Origin of the sequence: Ensifer sp. SSB1, assembly GCF_016652895.1 — a bacterium.
Taxonomy (GTDB): Bacteria; Pseudomonadota; Alphaproteobacteria; order Rhizobiales; family Rhizobiaceae; genus Ensifer.
Genome location: NZ_JAEPRP010000037.1, coordinates 29,568 through 45,147 on the forward strand (window position 1 = coordinate 29,568; position 15,580 = coordinate 45,147).

At 64.5% G+C, this 15,580-nt stretch carries 15 protein-coding genes; 14 read left to right on the plus strand and 1 reads right to left on the minus strand.

Going from position 1 to position 15,580, the window contains the following annotated elements:
- Positions 1 to 2: 2 nt before the first annotated feature.
- The 14 genes from I8N66_RS11870 to I8N66_RS11935 all read left to right on the plus strand — a co-directional run bounded on the left by I8N66_RS11870 (position 3) and on the right by I8N66_RS11935 (position 14,958).
- A complete protein-coding gene (locus I8N66_RS11870) occupies positions 3 to 1,121 on the plus strand; it encodes an ABC transporter ATP-binding protein (protein ID WP_291153900.1) in 1,119 nt (372 codons plus the stop codon).
- Positions 1,118 to 2,242 carry an ABC transporter ATP-binding protein gene (locus I8N66_RS11875; protein ID WP_113540366.1) on the plus strand — a complete coding sequence of 375 codons (1,125 nt, stop codon included), beginning with the start codon at positions 1,118 to 1,120 and terminating at the stop codon, positions 2,240 to 2,242. Before I8N66_RS11870 ends, I8N66_RS11875 begins: the two co-directional genes overlap by 4 nt.
- On the plus strand, positions 2,242 to 3,819 hold the full coding sequence (locus I8N66_RS11880) for an FGGY-family carbohydrate kinase (protein ID WP_291153903.1): 1,578 nt from the start codon (positions 2,242 to 2,244) through the stop codon (positions 3,817 to 3,819). Before I8N66_RS11875 ends, I8N66_RS11880 begins: the two co-directional genes overlap by 1 nt.
- Positions 3,816 to 4,853 carry a 2-hydroxyacid dehydrogenase gene (locus I8N66_RS11885; RefSeq protein WP_223724999.1) on the plus strand — a complete coding sequence of 346 codons (1,038 nt, stop codon included), beginning with the start codon at positions 3,816 to 3,818 and terminating at the stop codon, positions 4,851 to 4,853. Before I8N66_RS11880 ends, I8N66_RS11885 begins: the two co-directional genes overlap by 4 nt.
- Positions 4,854 to 4,927: 74 nt before the next feature.
- On the plus strand, positions 4,928 to 5,590 hold the full coding sequence (locus I8N66_RS11890; protein ID WP_291153907.1) for a class II aldolase/adducin family protein: 663 nt from the start codon (positions 4,928 to 4,930) through the stop codon (positions 5,588 to 5,590).
- Positions 5,591 to 5,646: 56 nt separating this feature from the next.
- On the plus strand, positions 5,647 to 7,188 hold the full coding sequence (locus tag I8N66_RS11895) for a glycerol-3-phosphate dehydrogenase (RefSeq protein ID WP_291153909.1): 1,542 nt from the start codon (positions 5,647 to 5,649) through the stop codon (positions 7,186 to 7,188).
- An 11-nt stretch (positions 7,189 to 7,199) separates the two neighbouring features.
- Entirely contained in the window at positions 7,200 to 8,252 is a 1,053-nt protein-coding gene (locus I8N66_RS11900; RefSeq protein WP_291153911.1) for a class II aldolase/adducin family protein, read from the plus strand.
- A complete protein-coding gene (locus I8N66_RS11905) occupies positions 8,249 to 9,535 on the plus strand; it encodes an FGGY-family carbohydrate kinase (RefSeq protein WP_291153913.1) in 1,287 nt (428 codons plus the stop codon). The genes I8N66_RS11900 and I8N66_RS11905 overlap by 4 nt, the downstream gene beginning before the upstream one ends.
- Positions 9,535 to 10,377, plus strand: a complete 843-nt coding sequence (locus I8N66_RS11910) for a TIGR01459 family HAD-type hydrolase (RefSeq protein ID WP_291153915.1) — start codon at positions 9,535 to 9,537, stop codon at positions 10,375 to 10,377. Before I8N66_RS11905 ends, I8N66_RS11910 begins: the two co-directional genes overlap by 1 nt.
- Before the next feature lie 14 nt (positions 10,378 to 10,391).
- Positions 10,392 to 11,330 (plus strand): TIM barrel protein, encoded by a 939-nt coding sequence (locus tag I8N66_RS11915; protein WP_291153917.1) that lies wholly within the window; start codon positions 10,392 to 10,394, stop codon positions 11,328 to 11,330.
- A 100-nt stretch (positions 11,331 to 11,430) separates the two neighbouring features.
- Positions 11,431 to 12,210, plus strand: coding sequence for a DeoR/GlpR family DNA-binding transcription regulator (locus I8N66_RS11920; RefSeq protein WP_113540357.1), 780 nt, complete (start codon positions 11,431 to 11,433; stop codon positions 12,208 to 12,210).
- Complete coding sequence (locus tag I8N66_RS11925; RefSeq protein ID WP_291153920.1) at positions 12,207 to 12,974, plus strand: triose-phosphate isomerase; 768 nt, start codon at positions 12,207 to 12,209, stop codon at positions 12,972 to 12,974. Before I8N66_RS11920 ends, I8N66_RS11925 begins: the two co-directional genes overlap by 4 nt.
- A gap of 42 nt (positions 12,975 to 13,016) precedes the next feature.
- Entirely contained in the window at positions 13,017 to 13,460 is a 444-nt protein-coding gene (locus tag I8N66_RS11930) for an RpiB/LacA/LacB family sugar-phosphate isomerase (RefSeq protein WP_291153922.1), read from the plus strand.
- Positions 13,461 to 13,674: 214 nt separating this feature from the next.
- Complete coding sequence (locus I8N66_RS11935; RefSeq protein ID WP_291153924.1) at positions 13,675 to 14,958, plus strand: low temperature requirement protein A; 1,284 nt, start codon at positions 13,675 to 13,677, stop codon at positions 14,956 to 14,958.
- A gap of 234 nt (positions 14,959 to 15,192) precedes the next feature.
- Here the strand turns inward: I8N66_RS11935 and I8N66_RS11940 are convergent.
- Positions 15,193 to 15,580: 6,7-dimethyl-8-ribityllumazine synthase (locus tag I8N66_RS11940; RefSeq protein WP_291153926.1), on the minus strand; the 388-nt coding region annotated here is incomplete at its 5' end.

Consider the following 15,580-nt stretch of genomic DNA (forward strand, 5'->3'; position numbering starts at 1 on the left):
TCATGACCACGCTGCAACTGAAGAATATCGTCAAGCGCTACAAGAGCCAGACGGTTCTCGACGACCTCACGCTTGATGTTGCCGATGGCGAGCGGCTGGTGCTCTTCGGCCCCTCCGGCGCCGGCAAGACCGTGCTGCTCCGGCTGGTTGCCGGCGTCATCGAGCCGGACGAGGGCAGGGTGCTGATCGGCGGCGAGGACATGACCGATGTCGATGCCGAACATCGCGGTGTCGGCATGGCCTTCCAGAACTTCGCGCTCTTCCCGCACATGAGCGCCTTCGACAATATCGCAAGCCCGCTGACGGCGGCGAAATCGTCGAAGGAGAGAATAGCGGCGGGCGTGCAGAAGGTCGCCAAGCTGCTGAAGATCGACCACGTGCTGACGCATCACCCGAAGGCGCTTTCGAACGGCCAGAAGCAGCGCACCGCACTTGCCCGTGCGCTCGTCGGCTCGCCGCCGCTGCTGCTGCTTGACGATCCCCTGCGCAACGTCGATGCGAAGCTCCGCTTCGAGATGCGTTTGGAACTGCCGCGGCTCCTGGCTGCGGAAGGTGCGACCGTCGTCTACGTCACCCAGGACTACAAGGAGGCGATGGCGCTCGGCGACCGGATCGCAGTCATGGCAGCGGGCCGTATCCGTCAGGTCGGCACGCCGCAGGAGATCTACAATGCGCCCGCCGATATCGAGATCGCGCGGCTCTTCGGCGATCCCACTATCAACCTGCTCGATGTCACGCCGCAGCTCGGCGGCGAAGGGGTGTTCGTCGAGCTCTCGAACGTCAGGGTGCGGCTTGTCGATTACGGCGCTGATGTCGTCGGCCGGCCGTGCGTGCTCGGCCTGCGTCCGGAGGCGATCAGCTTCGTCGATGCGGCAGCGTCAGGCGCTATTCCCGTGACGGTGGAGGCGGAAACGCCGCTCAACGAAAAGACCGTGACGCTGGCGCTGACGGCCCGTGGCCGCGAAATCCTGGTGTCACGCCCTGCCGGCACGCCTGGTCCGACCGCTGGTCCTGCCCATATTGCCGTCAATGGCATGCAGGCCTTTCTCTTCGACAAGACGAGCGGCGCTCTTTTGCCGCGCGCCGACCTTGCAGCCAAGCGTAATGGAGAAGCGGCATGACCGACACCGCTCTTTTGATCAAGGACGTCGACAAGTTCTACGGTCCAGTCGACTACGGCGTGCATGCCGTGAAGAAGCTGAACATGGATGTGAGGAAGGGCGAGATTATTGCTCTGCTCGGCTCGTCCGGCTGCGGCAAGACCTCGACGCTGCGCATGATCGCCGGCTTCGAGGCGGTATCGCGCGGCACGATCTCGCTTGCCGGGCGCGAGGTCCAGACCCTGCCGCCGGTGCGCCGCAACGTCGCCATGGCGTTCGAGGGCTATTCGCTCTATCCGCCACTGACGGTGCGCGAGAATATTGCCTTCGCGCTGAAGGCCTCCAAGCTGTCGCAGAGCGTCGTCGACGAGAAGGTGGCCGGTATCGCCAAACTGCTCGAAATCGAGGACATTCTCGGACGCTATCCGAGCTCGATCTCCGGCGGCCAGCAGCAGCGCGCCTCGCTTGGCCGAGCCCTCATCCGCGACGCCAATCTGCACCTGCTCGACGAGCCGATGGGGCAACTCGAGCCGCAGCTTCGGGCGCTGCTTCGCGGCCGCATCAAGCATTTCATCAAGGAGCGCGGGCTGACGGCAATCCTCGTCACCCACGACCAGACCGAGGCGAACGCGCTCGCCGACCGCATTGCCGTCATGGAAGGCGGCGTGCTGCAGCAGTTCGACACGCCGCAGAAGATCAAGGAGCGGCCAGCCAATCTCTTCACCGGCACGTTCGTCGGCGAGCCGCCGATGAACGTGTTTGAGGCCAGTGTCACAGGCTCCGAAAGCAAGATGGCCTTTGGCCTCAAGGACGGCGTGCGGCTCGAATATCCGGCATCCGACTTCTCGCATGCGGTGCGCGATGCACTCATCAAGCGGCAGAAGGTGGTGCTCGGCATTAGGCCCTATTCGGTGCGCCGCAGCGCTGACGGCGTGACCGGCCGCGTCGCCGTCAACCAGTGGCTCGGCGACCAGACTCATATCGCCGCGGACTTTGCCGGCGGCACTATGGTGCTGGTCGAGCATGATCGCACGGAGCTCAATGTCGGCCAGCCGATCGGCATTCATCTCGATCCGTCGAGCCTGCACGTCTTTGATGGCGAGAGTGGGCGTGCGATCAGCCATGGACAGGAGCTCGCCTGATGCGGGACATCCTCATCGGCATCGATGCGGGCACGTCGGTCATCAAGTCGGTGGCCTTCGATCTCCGCGGCCGGCAGATCGCCACGGCGGCGCTGCCGAACGCCTATGAGGCCGTGGGCCGCGCCGGCAGCGTGCAGGATCTGAACCGCACCTGGACCGACGCGGCAACGACGCTGAAGCAACTCTCCGAGAAGATCGAAAACCTCCCTGGCCGTGTTGCCGCGATCGCTGTGACCGGTCAGGGCGATGGCACCTGGATGATCGACAGAACGGGTGCGCCGGTCGGCAAGGGGTGGCTTTGGCTCGACGCGCGCGCCGGCGAAACGGTGGAGCGGCTGCGTGGCGACAGCGGCGACGTCGCCCGGTTCGAAAGCACCGGCGCGGGTCTTGCCGCCTGCCAGCAGGGGCCACAGCTTCGCTGGATGAGCGACCATGCGCCCGAGATGCTTTCGGGCGTCGCCACCACCTTCCACTGCAAGGACTGGCTCTATTTCAAGCTGACGGGCAAACGGGCGACCGATCCCTCCGAGGCGAATTTCAGCTTCGGCAACTTCCGCACCCGCACCTACAACGACGACGTGATCCGCTTTCTCGGCCTCGAAAAGCTCAAGCATGTCTTGCCGGAGATCGTCGACGGTGCTGCGACCCATCACCCGCTTTCGGCGGAAGCGGCCGGTATCACAGGTCTCACCGAGGGCACGCCCATCGTGCTTGGCTATGTCGATGTCGTCTGCACAGCCCTTGGCGCCGGGCTCTACGATCCGGGCACCGATACCGGCTGCTCGATCATCGGCTCGACCGGCATGCACATGCGGCTTGCCAATGGCGCCGACGATGTGCGGCTGAACCGGGACTTGACCGGCTACACCATGTGCATGCCGATCCCCGGCGCCTACGCGCAGATGCAGTCGAACATGGCGGCGACGCTCAATATCGACTGGATCCTCTCCGTGGCTTCCGGCCTCTTGAAGGGCATGGGGGTCGAGAAATCGAAGAGCGATCTACTCGCCCATGTCGATGGCTGGCTCGCCGACGCCAAGGACACGCCGCTTATCTTCCAGCCCTATATCTCGGATGCCGGCGAGCGTGGACCTTTCGTCGACGCGACGGCGCGGGCGTCTTTCGTCGGGCTGTCGATCACCCATGGCTTTCCCGACATGGTGAAGGCGGTCTTCGATGGGCTCGCCATGGCGGCGCGCGATTGTTACGCCGAGATGGGGTCACTGCCCGGCCGTATTCGCCTGACGGGTGGCGCTGCCCGTAGCGCATCGCTCCGCCGTATCCTCGGTGCGGCCCTCGGCGCCAGCGTCCAGACGAGCGAGCGGGAGGAGGCGGGTGCCGCCGGTGCGGCAATGATCGCCGCCGTCTCGCTTGGCATCTACCCCTCGATGGCGGATTGCCTTGGCGATTGGGTCACGCCCTATCAACGGCCGGCTGAAGCCGCCGATCCGGCACTTGCCCGCCGCTTTGACGAACTTTTCCCCGCCTACCAGCAGTCGCGAACAGCGCTCAGACCCGTCTGGCACGCACTCTCCCAAAGTGCTGACGCCGGAAACCAACAGGAAAGACCGAAATGAAGAAGATAGCCATTATCGGCGACCGGTTCATGCTGCCGGACGTGTTCCGCGACAAGATCGTCGAGGCGACCGGCAACGGCCATGACATCCGCACCCTCGAACTGCCCTGGCCGGATGTGCCGATGGAGCACGGCTATGCCGTCGAAGGCATGGATGGCCTCAAGGAATATCTCGGCAAGCCCGAGGACATCATCGCATTTATCGGTGACGCGGAAATCCTGGTGACGCAGTTGGCGCCGCTGTCTCGCGGAATGCTCGAAGCATTGCCGGGCCTGAAGCTCGTCGCCGTCTCGCGTGGCGGTCCGGTCAACATCGACATGGGTGCCGCACGCGATGTCGGGGTGCGCGTCGTCAACACGCCAGGCCGCAATGCGAGCGCCGTTGCCGAATTCACGCTTGGCGCCATCCTCGCCGAGACGCGGCTGATCCGCACCGGTCACGAGGCGCTGCGCAGGGGTGAATGGCGCGGCGATCTCTACCGCGCCGACCGCACCGGTCGCGAACTCTGCGAAATGACCGTCGGAGTCATCGGCTACGGCAATATAGGCACCAAGGTCGTGCGCCTGCTGCGCGCCTTTGGCACCAGGGTTCTGGTGCACGACCCCTATGTGCAGCTTTCCGCCGACGATCTGAATGCCGGCGTCGAGCAGGTCTCGCTCGACACGCTTCTGTCCCGTTCCGACCTCGTGACGCTGCATCCGCGCGTCACCGACGAGACGCGGAACATGATGAATGCCGAGACCTTTGCGAAGATGAAGCCGGGCGCGATCTTCGTGAACACGGCGCGCGGGCCGCTCTGTGACTACGACGCGCTCTACGAGAACCTGGTCAGTGGTCATCTCTCGGCGGCGATGCTGGAGACCTTTGCGGTGGAGCCGGTGCCGGAGGAATGGCCGTTGTTGCAGCTTCCCAACGTGACGCTGACGCCGCATATCGCGGGCGCTTCCGTGCGCACCGTGACCTTTGCCGCCGAAATGGCCGCCGAGGAGGTCCGCCGTTACATCGCCGGCCTGCCGCCGGTTCACCCTTGCTAGAGCGGGCCGAGGAAAGGCGTGGGCGGGTTTCCGCCCACATCCCGCTCTAACCGATCAGAATTGAGGAACGCGCCATGAGCGAACGCGAGCTGCGCCAGTCGATCGTCGATCACTGCCGCCACATGAACGCCATCGGGCTCAACCAGGGCACTTCGGGTAACATCAGCACGCGCCACGGCGACACGATGCTGGTGACGCCCTCGGGCATTCCCTATGAGGCAATGACGGCCGAGATGATCGTCGCCATGCCGATCGAGGGCGAATACGGAAGCTGGTCGGGGCCGAAGAAGCCCTCGGTCGAATGGCCGTTCCACCTGGATATCCTGCGTGCGCGGCCGGAGATCGGCGCCGTCGTCCATACCCATGCGATGTATTCGACCATTCTGGCGATCGCCCGCAAACCGATTCCGGCCTGCCACTACATGATCGCGGCCTTCGGCGGCAGCGACGTGCGCGTCGCCGAATATGAACGCTACGGCACCAAGGCACTCTCCGACAGTGTGCTGCGGGCACTCGAAGGACGCAGCGCCTGTCTGATGGCGAACCACGGCATGATCGCAACGGGCGCGAGCCTGGAGAAGGCGATGTGGGCGGCGGTCGAACTGGAGACGATCGCCAAGCAATACTACCACACGCTGCTGATCGGTGGTCCGGTGGTCCTGTCGGAAACCGAGATATCCGGCGTGGTCGAAGGCTTCTCCACCTATGGCCTGCAAGACAAGACGAAGGTGGCCTGAGGCATGGCGAGGACTGCAGCAATGCCCGCAAAATGCGATGCGGTTTTCTGTCCGGAATGCGCGAATTCAAAGGAGTGCCGACGGTGAGTTCCGAGACCGGAGTATACGATCTGTTTGTCGTCGGCGGCGGCGTCAATGGCGCGGGCATTGCGCGCGACGCGGCCGGGCGAGGGCTCTCGGTGCTGTTGTGCGAGAAGGACGATCTGGCGCAGGGCACCAGTTCGCGCTCGGGCAAGCTGGTGCATGGCGGCCTGCGCTACCTCGAATATTACGAGTTCCGCCTGGTGCGCGAGGCGCTGATCGAGCGCGAAGTACTGCTGGAATCCGCGCCGCATATCATCTGGCCGATGCGTTTCGTGCTGCCGCACAACCCTCAGGACCGGCCGGCCTGGCTGGTAAGGCTCGGGCTCTTCCTTTACGACCATCTCGGCGGGCGCAAGCGCCTGCCGGGAACGCGCAGCCTCAATCTTGCGACCGCGCCCGAGGGCGCGCCGATCAAGCGCGAATACCGCAGGGCGTTCGAATATTCCGACTGTTGGGTGGATGACGCCCGGCTCGTCGTTCTGAACGCGCTCGATGCCCAGGCCCGCGGCGCGCGGGTGCTGACGCGCACCGCCTGCAGTTCGATCCGAAGGCGCGACGGGCTCTGGCATATCGAGATGACCGATACGCGCACCGGTGCCAGGACCGAGGCTAAGGCGCGCTGTGTCGTCAATACTGCCGGCCCCTGGGTCAACGACGTCATCGGCCGGATCGGGGGCTTGAACTCCAGCCGCAGCGTGCGCCTCGTCAAAGGCAGCCACATCGTCGTGCCGAAGTTCTGGGAGGGGCGGCAGGCCTATCTGGTGCAGAACCCGGACAAACGGGTGATCTTCATCAATCCCTACCAGAACGACCTTGCGCTGATCGGCACGACGGACATCCCCTATGAAGGCCGGCCGGAGGATGTGGCCGCCGACGACAACGAGATCGCCTATCTGCTGAAGTCGGTGAACCGCTATTTCAAGCAACAACTGACATCAGATGACATCGTCTACAGCTTCTCCGGCGTGCGCCCGCTCTATGACGACAATGCCGAAAACCCCTCGGCCGTCACCCGCGACTATATCTTCGAGGTCGATGCGGCCGATCAACGGGCGCCGCTGCTTTCGGTCTTCGGCGGCAAGATCACCACCTTCCGCAAGCTTTCCGAACATGCGCTGGAGCGGCTGAAACCCTTCTTTCCGAAGATGGGATCGGCCTGGACGGCCAAGAGCCATCTGCCCGGCGGCGACATGGCCGATGCCGACTTCGATCTGTTCCTGGGTGAACTCAGATCTCGCTATCGCTGGCTGCCCGCCGATCTCGCCAAGCATTATGCGCGGCTCTATGGCACCCGGACGCATGCGCTGCTTGCCGGCGCCCAATCGCTCGACGACCTTGGGCCGGCCTTCGGTCCGCATTTGCGTGAGCGCGAGGCGCGCTTCCTGATCGAAAACGAGTGGGCGCTGACGACGGACGACATTCTGGACCGCCGAACCAAGCATGGCCTGCACATGACGCCGGCCGAGCGGCAGGCCTTTAGCCATTGGCTCGAACGCCAGCAGGCGGCGGCGTGAAGGAGGCCGGGATGCAAAGTCTGGAATTCGAAGCGCTTCTCGATCTTTCGGCCCGCGCCGGGTCCGATCCGCTGCTGGTGCAGGGGGCGGGCGGCAACACCTCTATCAAGGAGGGCGGCACGCTCTGGATCAAGGCCTCGGGCCTCTGGCTGGCGCATGCGCGCCAACGCGACGTCATGGTGCCGGTGGCGCTCGAGCCCTTGCTCGATGCGCTGGAGGCGAACGATCCGGCGACCGAGAAGGCGCAGGATTTCGTGATAGCCGAGCGCAACCCCTCCGGCCTGCGCCCGTCGATCGAAACCACCGTGCACGCGCTGATGCCGCAGAAGGTGGTGGTGCATGTGCACTGCGTCGAGACGATCGCGACGGCGGTGCAGACCAATGGCGCTGCGATCGCCGCCGAGCGGCTTGCCGGTGTCCCGCACGTGTTCGTGCCCTATGCCCGGCCGGGCCTGCCGCTGGCCAGGGCGATCGCCGAGCGCCTGCAGGACGACACCACGGTCCTGGTGCTTGGCAATCACGGCCTCGTCGTCGCTGCCGAAACCGTGGCGGATGCGGCGATGCTGCTGACGGACATCACGCGTCGACTGACCGGGCAGGAGCGCCACGCGCCGGCGGCCGACCTTGCGGCCCTTTCGCGGCTGGCTGTCGACAGCGACTATCGCTTGCCGGAGGATGCCGGCCTGCATGCGGTCGCGGCTGATCTCGACAGTTGCCGGCTCGCCGCCGGCGGCAGCCTTTACCCGGATCATGTGATCTTCCTCGGCAAGGGCGTCGTGGTGGCCGCACCCGGCGAAACCGCGCTTTCGATCGAGGCGAAGCGGCGTGCGGGTGGCGAGAGCCTGCCGCCACTGCTGCTTTTCCCCGGCAAGGGCGTGCTGGTGCAGAAGGAGATTTCTGCCGGCGCCTTCGCCATGGCGCGCTGCCTTGCCGACGTAACGGCACGCATCCCGGCGGACGCGCGGTTGCGCTACCTGACGGAGGCAGAGAATGCCGAACTTCTCGGCTGGGATGCCGAGAAATACCGCCAACAACTCAATCGCGCCGGGCAGGTGCTGCAATGAGCGGCCAACCGGACAGGCTCGTCGTCGGCATCGACCTCGGCACATCAGGCGCCCGGGCGGTGGTCATGGCGCAAGATGGTGCTATCCTCGCATCCGGTGCGGCGAAGCTCTCGTCTTTCTCCGGGGATCACCGCGATCCCATCGGCTGGAGGAAGGCTGTGCAGGCGGCGCTCGAGGAAGCGCTTGGGGGTGTCGACAGGCGGAAGGTTGCAGCGCTCGCGGTCGACGGCACCTCGGGCACGATGCTGCCGGTGGATCAGGCCGGCGCGCCGCTGGCGACGCCGATGATGTACAACGATCCGGTTGCCGACCGCGCACTTCTCGACGCGGTCTCTGCCCATGCGCCGCGTGAAAGCGCTGCCCATGGCGCTACATCCGGCCTTGCCAAGCTTCTCGCTTTCCAGACTGTGCCGGGCGTGTTTCGGGTGATCCATCAGGCCGATTGGCTGGCCGGGTATTTCTCCGGGCTCTACGATGTTTCCGACGAGAACAATGCACTGAAGACCGGCTATGATCCGGTGTCGCGCTGCTGGCCAGACTGGATGGAAAAGACCGGCGCCCGCGTCGAGTTGTTGCCCGACGTGCTGCCGGCCGGCGCGCCGATCGCGACGATCGCACCGGTGGCAGCTGATGCCTTCGGGCTTTCAAGCGATGTGGTGATCGTTGCCGGCACGACGGACGGGTGCGCCTCGTTTCTCGCAACCGGCGCAGATCAACCGGGCGACGGCGTCAGTGCGCTCGGCACGACGCTGACGGTGAAGATGCTTTCCGACCGTCCGTTGTTTGCGCCGGAATACGGGCTCTACAGCCACCGCATCGGCGAGATGTGGCTGGCTGGCGGGGCGTCGAACACCGGAGGCGTGGTGCTGGCCGAGCATTTTTCGCCGGAACGGATTGCGGCCCTTTCGGCCGGGATCGATCCGGCGATCGAAACTGGGCTCGATTATTATCCGCTGGTGAAGCCCGGCGAGCGTTTCCCAATCGCCGATCCGGATTTCACTCCGCGCATGAGCCCGCGGCCAGCCGATGATGCGACCTTCCTCAAGGCAATCTTCGAGGGCATCGCCGGCGTCGAGAGCCTTGCCTATTCGCGGCTGACATCGCTTGGCGGGCCAGGGCTCCGATCGCTCCGCAGCGTCGGCGGCGGCGCGAAGAACGCGGCCTGGACCGCGATCCGGGCGCGCAAGCTCGGCGTGCCGTTCCTGCCGGTTCTTTCCGAAGAGGCAGCCGCCGGTACGGCGCGACTGGCGCTGGCCGGCGCGAGAATAGCAGGTGTGTTGTGATGGTTGCCCAAGCTATCGAAAGACTGAGCGCGATCGCCGATCGCTATGATGCCTTCCTGATCGATCAGTTTGGTGTGCTGCGGGATGGTCGCGGGCCCTATCCTGGCGCGGCCGAAACGCTGGCTCGGCTGAAGGATGCGGGCAAACGCATCATCATTCTCTCCAATTCGGGCAAGCGCTCGGCGGAGAACGACCGCCGCCTCGTCGATCTCGGCTTCGTCTCGGGAAGCTGGGACTGGTTCCTGACCTCGGGCGAGGTCGCCTGGCAGATCCTCAGGCGGGAAGGCGAGAGCACTGTCGGTGCGCGGCGCAAGTGCCTGCTGATCAGCCGCGACGGCGACGTCTCGCCGCTGACCGGACTAGACCTCGAACGCACGACTGGCGGTGCTGATGCCGACTTCGTGCTTCTCGCCGCGAGCGAGGGCGACGTCTACCCACTTTCGCACTACGAGACGCTGCTTGCGCCTGCGGCCGCGCGCGGCGTTCCCTGTCTCTGTACCAATCCCGACAAGGTGATGCTGACGAAGGAAGGGACCGCCTTCGGCGCCGGCCGCATCGCCGAGCTTTACGAGGAGCTCGGGGGCACCGTTCGCTGGATCGGCAAGCCCTTTGCCGACATCTATGTGTCAGCGCTCGAATTTCTCGGGCAGCCCGATCCGACGCGGGTCTGTGCGATCGGCGACAGCATCGAGCACGACATTGCCGGTGCTGTAAATGCAGGGCTTCACTCGGTGCTGGTGACGACGGGGATCCTGGAGCGCGCCTCGGACGAGGAGCGTCGCCAGCTCTTTGCCGAGCACGGTGCCAGTCCAGATTTTATCCTTCCGAAATTCATCTGGTAGCCGGGAGTAAAGCCGTGGCCTTCACGCTGTCGCTCAACACCAACCCGCTGGTCAACCGCTTCGCCGAACCCGATGACCTGATCGACACGATCGCCGAGAAGATCCGCATCGGCTACGTGCAGCTCACCCACGAGTTCGTCAATCCGGGCTGGCCGGCGGCAACGATCGCCAAGACCCTCCGGCAGTTTCGTCGGGCAATCGACCGTACCGGCGTGAAGATCACCTCGGGCATGACCGGTCCCTACGGCAGGCTCAACCATTTCGGCCATCCGGACGCGGATGTGCGCCGCTACTATGTCGACTGGTTCAAGACCTTTGCCGATATCTCCGCCGAACTCGGCGCCTCCGGCATGGGCACGCAATTCGCGATCTTCACGCTTCGCGACTACGACGACCCGGTGCGGCGCGAGGAGATGATGCGGATCGCCATCGACTGCTGGCGCGAGGTTGCCGAGCACGGCAAAGCGGCGGGGCTTTCCTATGTCTTCTGGGAGCCGATGTCGGTCGGCCGTGAGTTCGGCCACACGATCGAGGAATGCCGGGCGCTCGACCGGCGGCTCGCCGAAGCCCATTTGCCGATCCCGATGAAGATGATGGTCGATATCGACCACGGCGACGTCACCTCCGAAAACCCCGACGACATCGATCCCTATGCCTGGGCAGGCGCCTTCCCGGAGCGTTCGCCGATCATCCACATCAAGCAGTCGTCGATGAACAAGGGCGGGCACTGGCCGTTTACCGCAGCCTATAACCGCGACGGCCGCATCACGCCGGAGAAGCTGATCGGCGCGGTCAAGGCCGGTGGCGGTACCGACAACGAAATCTGCCTGGAGCTTTCCTTCCGCGAGCGCGAGCCGACCGACCACAACGTCGTCGAGATGATCCGGGAGTCGGTCGAATTCTGGGAGCCCCACATCGACACGGGCTTCAATCGCACAGAAAAATCACACTAAAAGATCACAAAATAACGTTACTCAAATTGAAATATCACAAATAGGTGTTATCTTCTCACTGTGAGCGTGGCTGAGGTCGCGTGAAATCGGGGCCCAGACGATGAAGCCGGAAGACAGGCGACAGGCGATCATGGATGTGCTGATGGAGGCCGGAACGGCGTCCGTCGAAGATCTGTCGCTGCGCTTCGGCGTCAGCAAAATGACGGTGCATCGCGATCTCGACGACCTCGAGCAGGCAGGCCTCCTGCGCAAGGTGCACGGCGGCGCCTCGATCCAGTCGAGCCCGCAATTCGAAAGCGACTTCCGCTACCGCGAGAAGATTGCGATCTCCGAAAAGCGGCGGATCGCCGAACATGCGGCAAGCCTGATCGAGCCGGGACAGAGTATCCTGATCGACGACAGCTCGACGACGGGCGCGATCGCCGACTGCATCCGCGACATTCGACCGCTGACGGTCATCACCAACAATCTCGGCGTGATCACCAGCCTTTCGGGCGCGCCCGGCATCAACGTCATCGCGCTCGGCGGACAGTACAGCAAGAAGTTCAATGGCTTCTTCGGCATTGTTACCGACGAGGCGCTCAGGTCGCTGCGCGTCGATATCGCCTTTCTCTCCAGTTCGGCGATCGAGGGCACCACGGCCTTTCACCAGGACCAGGAGGTCGTTCAGGCCAAGCGCCTGATGGTGAAGGCGGCCAAGCGCAAATACCTGCTGGTGGATCACGACAAATTCGGGCGCTCGGCGCTCCATTTCCTGACCGGGCTCGATGCCTTCGACGCGGTGCTGACCGGCGCCGAAGTTGCGGCCGAGCATGCCGCACCGCTCGAAGAGGCAGGCATCCGGCTGGTCAGGGTCGACAATCGCAAGGAGAAAGCATGAGCAAGTCAGGCCTCTGGGTCGGCACCAGCTGGAAGATGAACAAGACGCTCGCCGAGGCGATGGCCTTCGCCGAAGGTTTGGCGGCTGCCGACGCGACGCGTGACGCGCGCATCCAGCGCTTCGTCATCCCGCCGTTCACGGCTGTGCGCGAGGTCAAGGCGCGACTTTCCGGCACCAGCGTCAAGGTCGGCGCGCAGAACATGCATTGGGACGATGCCGGCGCCTGGACCGGGGAGGTGTCGCCGCTGATGCTTGCGGATTGCAACCTCGACGTGGTCGAGCTCGGCCACAGCGAGCGGCGCGAACATTTCGGTGAGACCGATCGCACCGTCGGCCTGAAGACGGCAGCCGCCGCGCGCCATGGCCTGGTGCCGCTGATCTGCATCGGCGAGACGCTTTCCGAGCGCGAAGCGGGCGAGGCAGATGCTGTGTTGAAGCGCCAGGTCGAGGGCGCGCTGGCACTTCTCGAGGGCGAGGCGAAGAAGGCGACGATCCTGCTTGCCTACGAGCCGGTCTGGGCGATCGGCGTCAACGGTATCCCGGCGACGGCTGACTATGCCGACGAGCGCCACAAGCGCATCGCCGACGTGGCGGAAGCGACACTCGGCCGGCGCGTGCCGGTGCTCTACGGCGGTAGCGTCAATCCCGGCAATTGCGAAGAACTGATCACCCAGGCGCATATCGACGGCCTCTTCATCGGCCGCTCCGCCTGGGACGTCACTGGCTATCTCGACATTCTGCAGCGCGTCGCCAAAGCGATCTGAGCCTCCGGCCGTTGCAGCTCAAGAAGAACGAAAGGAACAATCATGAAGATTGCAATTGGAGCCGACAGCGCCGGCAAGCCCCTGCTGGATGTCATCGCCGCCCATCTGAGCGGCCGCAGCGACGTGGAAGTCGTGGACCTCAGCCAGTCCGGTTTCTATGCGGACCTCTCGCAGAACCTGGCGCAGCAGGTTATCGAGGGCAAGCATGACCGCGGCATCCTGTTCTGCGGCACCGGCATCGGCGTCTGCATCTCCGCCAACAAGGTGCCGGGCATCCGCGCAGCGCTGACGCACGACACCTATTCGGCCGAGCGTGCGGCGAAGTCGAACAATGCCCAGATCATCACCATGGGCGCGCGCGTCATCGGGCCGGAGCTGGCAAAGTCGATCGTCGATACCTGGCTCGCATCCGAGTTCGACCCCAACGGCTCGTCGGCCGGCAATGTCGAGGCGATCAATCGCCTGGATGCTGCCAGAGCCGGATGAGGAAAGGTGCGGGCGTTTTTCCGTCCGGGTCCCACTTCCGATATCAAGGCCTAAACCGATCTCTCGATGCCCGTTGATCCTCCCTCAGGCATCGTGACGACACGCCCGGCAGAGATGCCGGGCGTTTTCGTGTCCGGTCTATCGCTTCGCCTTGACGAGGCTTCTGCAAATATTTGAATATCCTTGCGGATCGTCAATTGAAGGACGTTGCCGCATGAATGAAGCAACCTCGACCGAGCCGCATCAAAGTGCACACCATCATGTGGCGCGCATGAGCGGCCGCGACACGCATGAACATCACCGGACGGCGACGACGCTCGAACTCTTGTTCGACCTGACCTTCGTCATCGCCTTCAGCCTGGCCGCTTCGCAGCTTGCCCATTTTCTCGCCGAGGGGCACACCTTTGCCGGTCTCTTCGGCTTTGCGCTCGCGACCTTTTCCATCTGCTGGGCCTGGATCAATTTCAGCTGGTTTGCCTCCGCCTATGACACGGACGACTGGATTTTCCGCAGCGTCACTATGGTGCAGATGGTCGGCGTGCTGATCCTGGCGATCGGCCTGCCGCCGATGTTCGAGTCGATCGACAAGGGCGAGCACCTCGACAACGGCATCATGGTGCTCGGCTACGTCGTCATGCGCGTCGCGATGCTCTTCCAGTGGCTGCGCGCGAGCCGCCAGGACCCGGCGCGGCGGAATGCCTGCCTCACCTATGTGAAGGCGATCAGCGTCGCCCAGATCGGCTGGATCGTGCTGATCTTCGTCGACTTCTCACTGCTGGTGACCTTCGCCATGGTCGTCGGGCTCACGGCGATCGAGATGCTTGGCCCCTATTTCGCCGAGACGCGGGACGGTGGCACGCCCTGGCATGCGCATCACATCGCCGAGCGCTACGGGCTTCTTGCCATCATCGCGCTCGGGGAAGGGGTTGTCGGCACGGTCGCCTCGATCTCGGCCGTGGTCGAGGGGCAGGGCTGGGATCTCAATGTCGCGCTCGTCTGCCTGGCGGGTACGGGGCTTACCTTCGGCATGTGGTGGATCTATTTCCTGCTGCCGAGTGCCGAAATCCTGCACCACTACCGCCTCAAGCGGGCCTTTGTCTGGGGCTACGGCCACATGCCGATCTTCGCCTCGATCGTCGCGACAGGCGCCGGCCTGCATGTGGCGGCCTACTACATCGAGCACAAGGCGCATATCGGTTCGGTCGCAACGGTGCTGACGGTTGCGGTGCCCGTCGCCTGCTATATCGGGCTGCTCTACGCGATGTACGCCTATCTCATGCAGCAGGCGGACCGCCTGCATCTCTGGCTGCTCGCCGGTACCGCGCTGGTGCTGGCCGCGTCCGTGGTCGCCGCGATCGCCGGGCTCGACATGGCCAAGTGCCTGGTCATCCTGACGCTGGCACCGGTCGTCACCATCGTCGGCTACGAAGTGGCGGGGCACCGGCACCGCGTGGCGGCATTGGAGCGCAGCTTGCAGAAGGGCGAGGCGGCGCTTTGATTTGACGAGTCGAAACAGCGGCTTGTCCGTTAACGCTGACGAACCGATTCAGGCGCTTCACGAGTTGATTCAGGAGAGGTTAGTAGGGCGTGGCTGCCCCTCACCCTAGCCCTCTCCCCGCGTGCGGGGAGAAGGTGGCGGCAGCCGGATGAGGGGCGAGCCCTCACCGTGCGGATGAGGGGCAACCGCCATTGCGGCGCCGTCAGGCCGGCTGATGTCGGAGCCCGCAGCCGATCAGGCGTTGACCAGCGCCAGCTTGGCGCGGGCGTCGAGGATCTGGGCGCAGGCGTTGGCGGCTTCCGTGCCCTTGGTAACGAAGTGCTCGCGGAAGAAGGCGATCAGCGGCTCGCTTTCCTGGAAATTGTGCGGCGTCAGCACGGCGGAAAGCACCGGCACATTGGTGTCGAGCTGCACGCGCATCATGCCGTCGAGCACGGTGCCGGCGACGAAATCGTGGCGATAGATGCCGCCGTCGACGACGAAGGCGGTGCCGAGGATTGCGGCATAGCGGCCGGTCTTTGCCAGCGTCTGCGCATGTAGCGGGATTTCGAGTGCGCCGGGAACGTCGAAGATCTCGACATCCGCCGCCGAGCCGCCGAGCTTCGTCCATTGCGCGACGAAG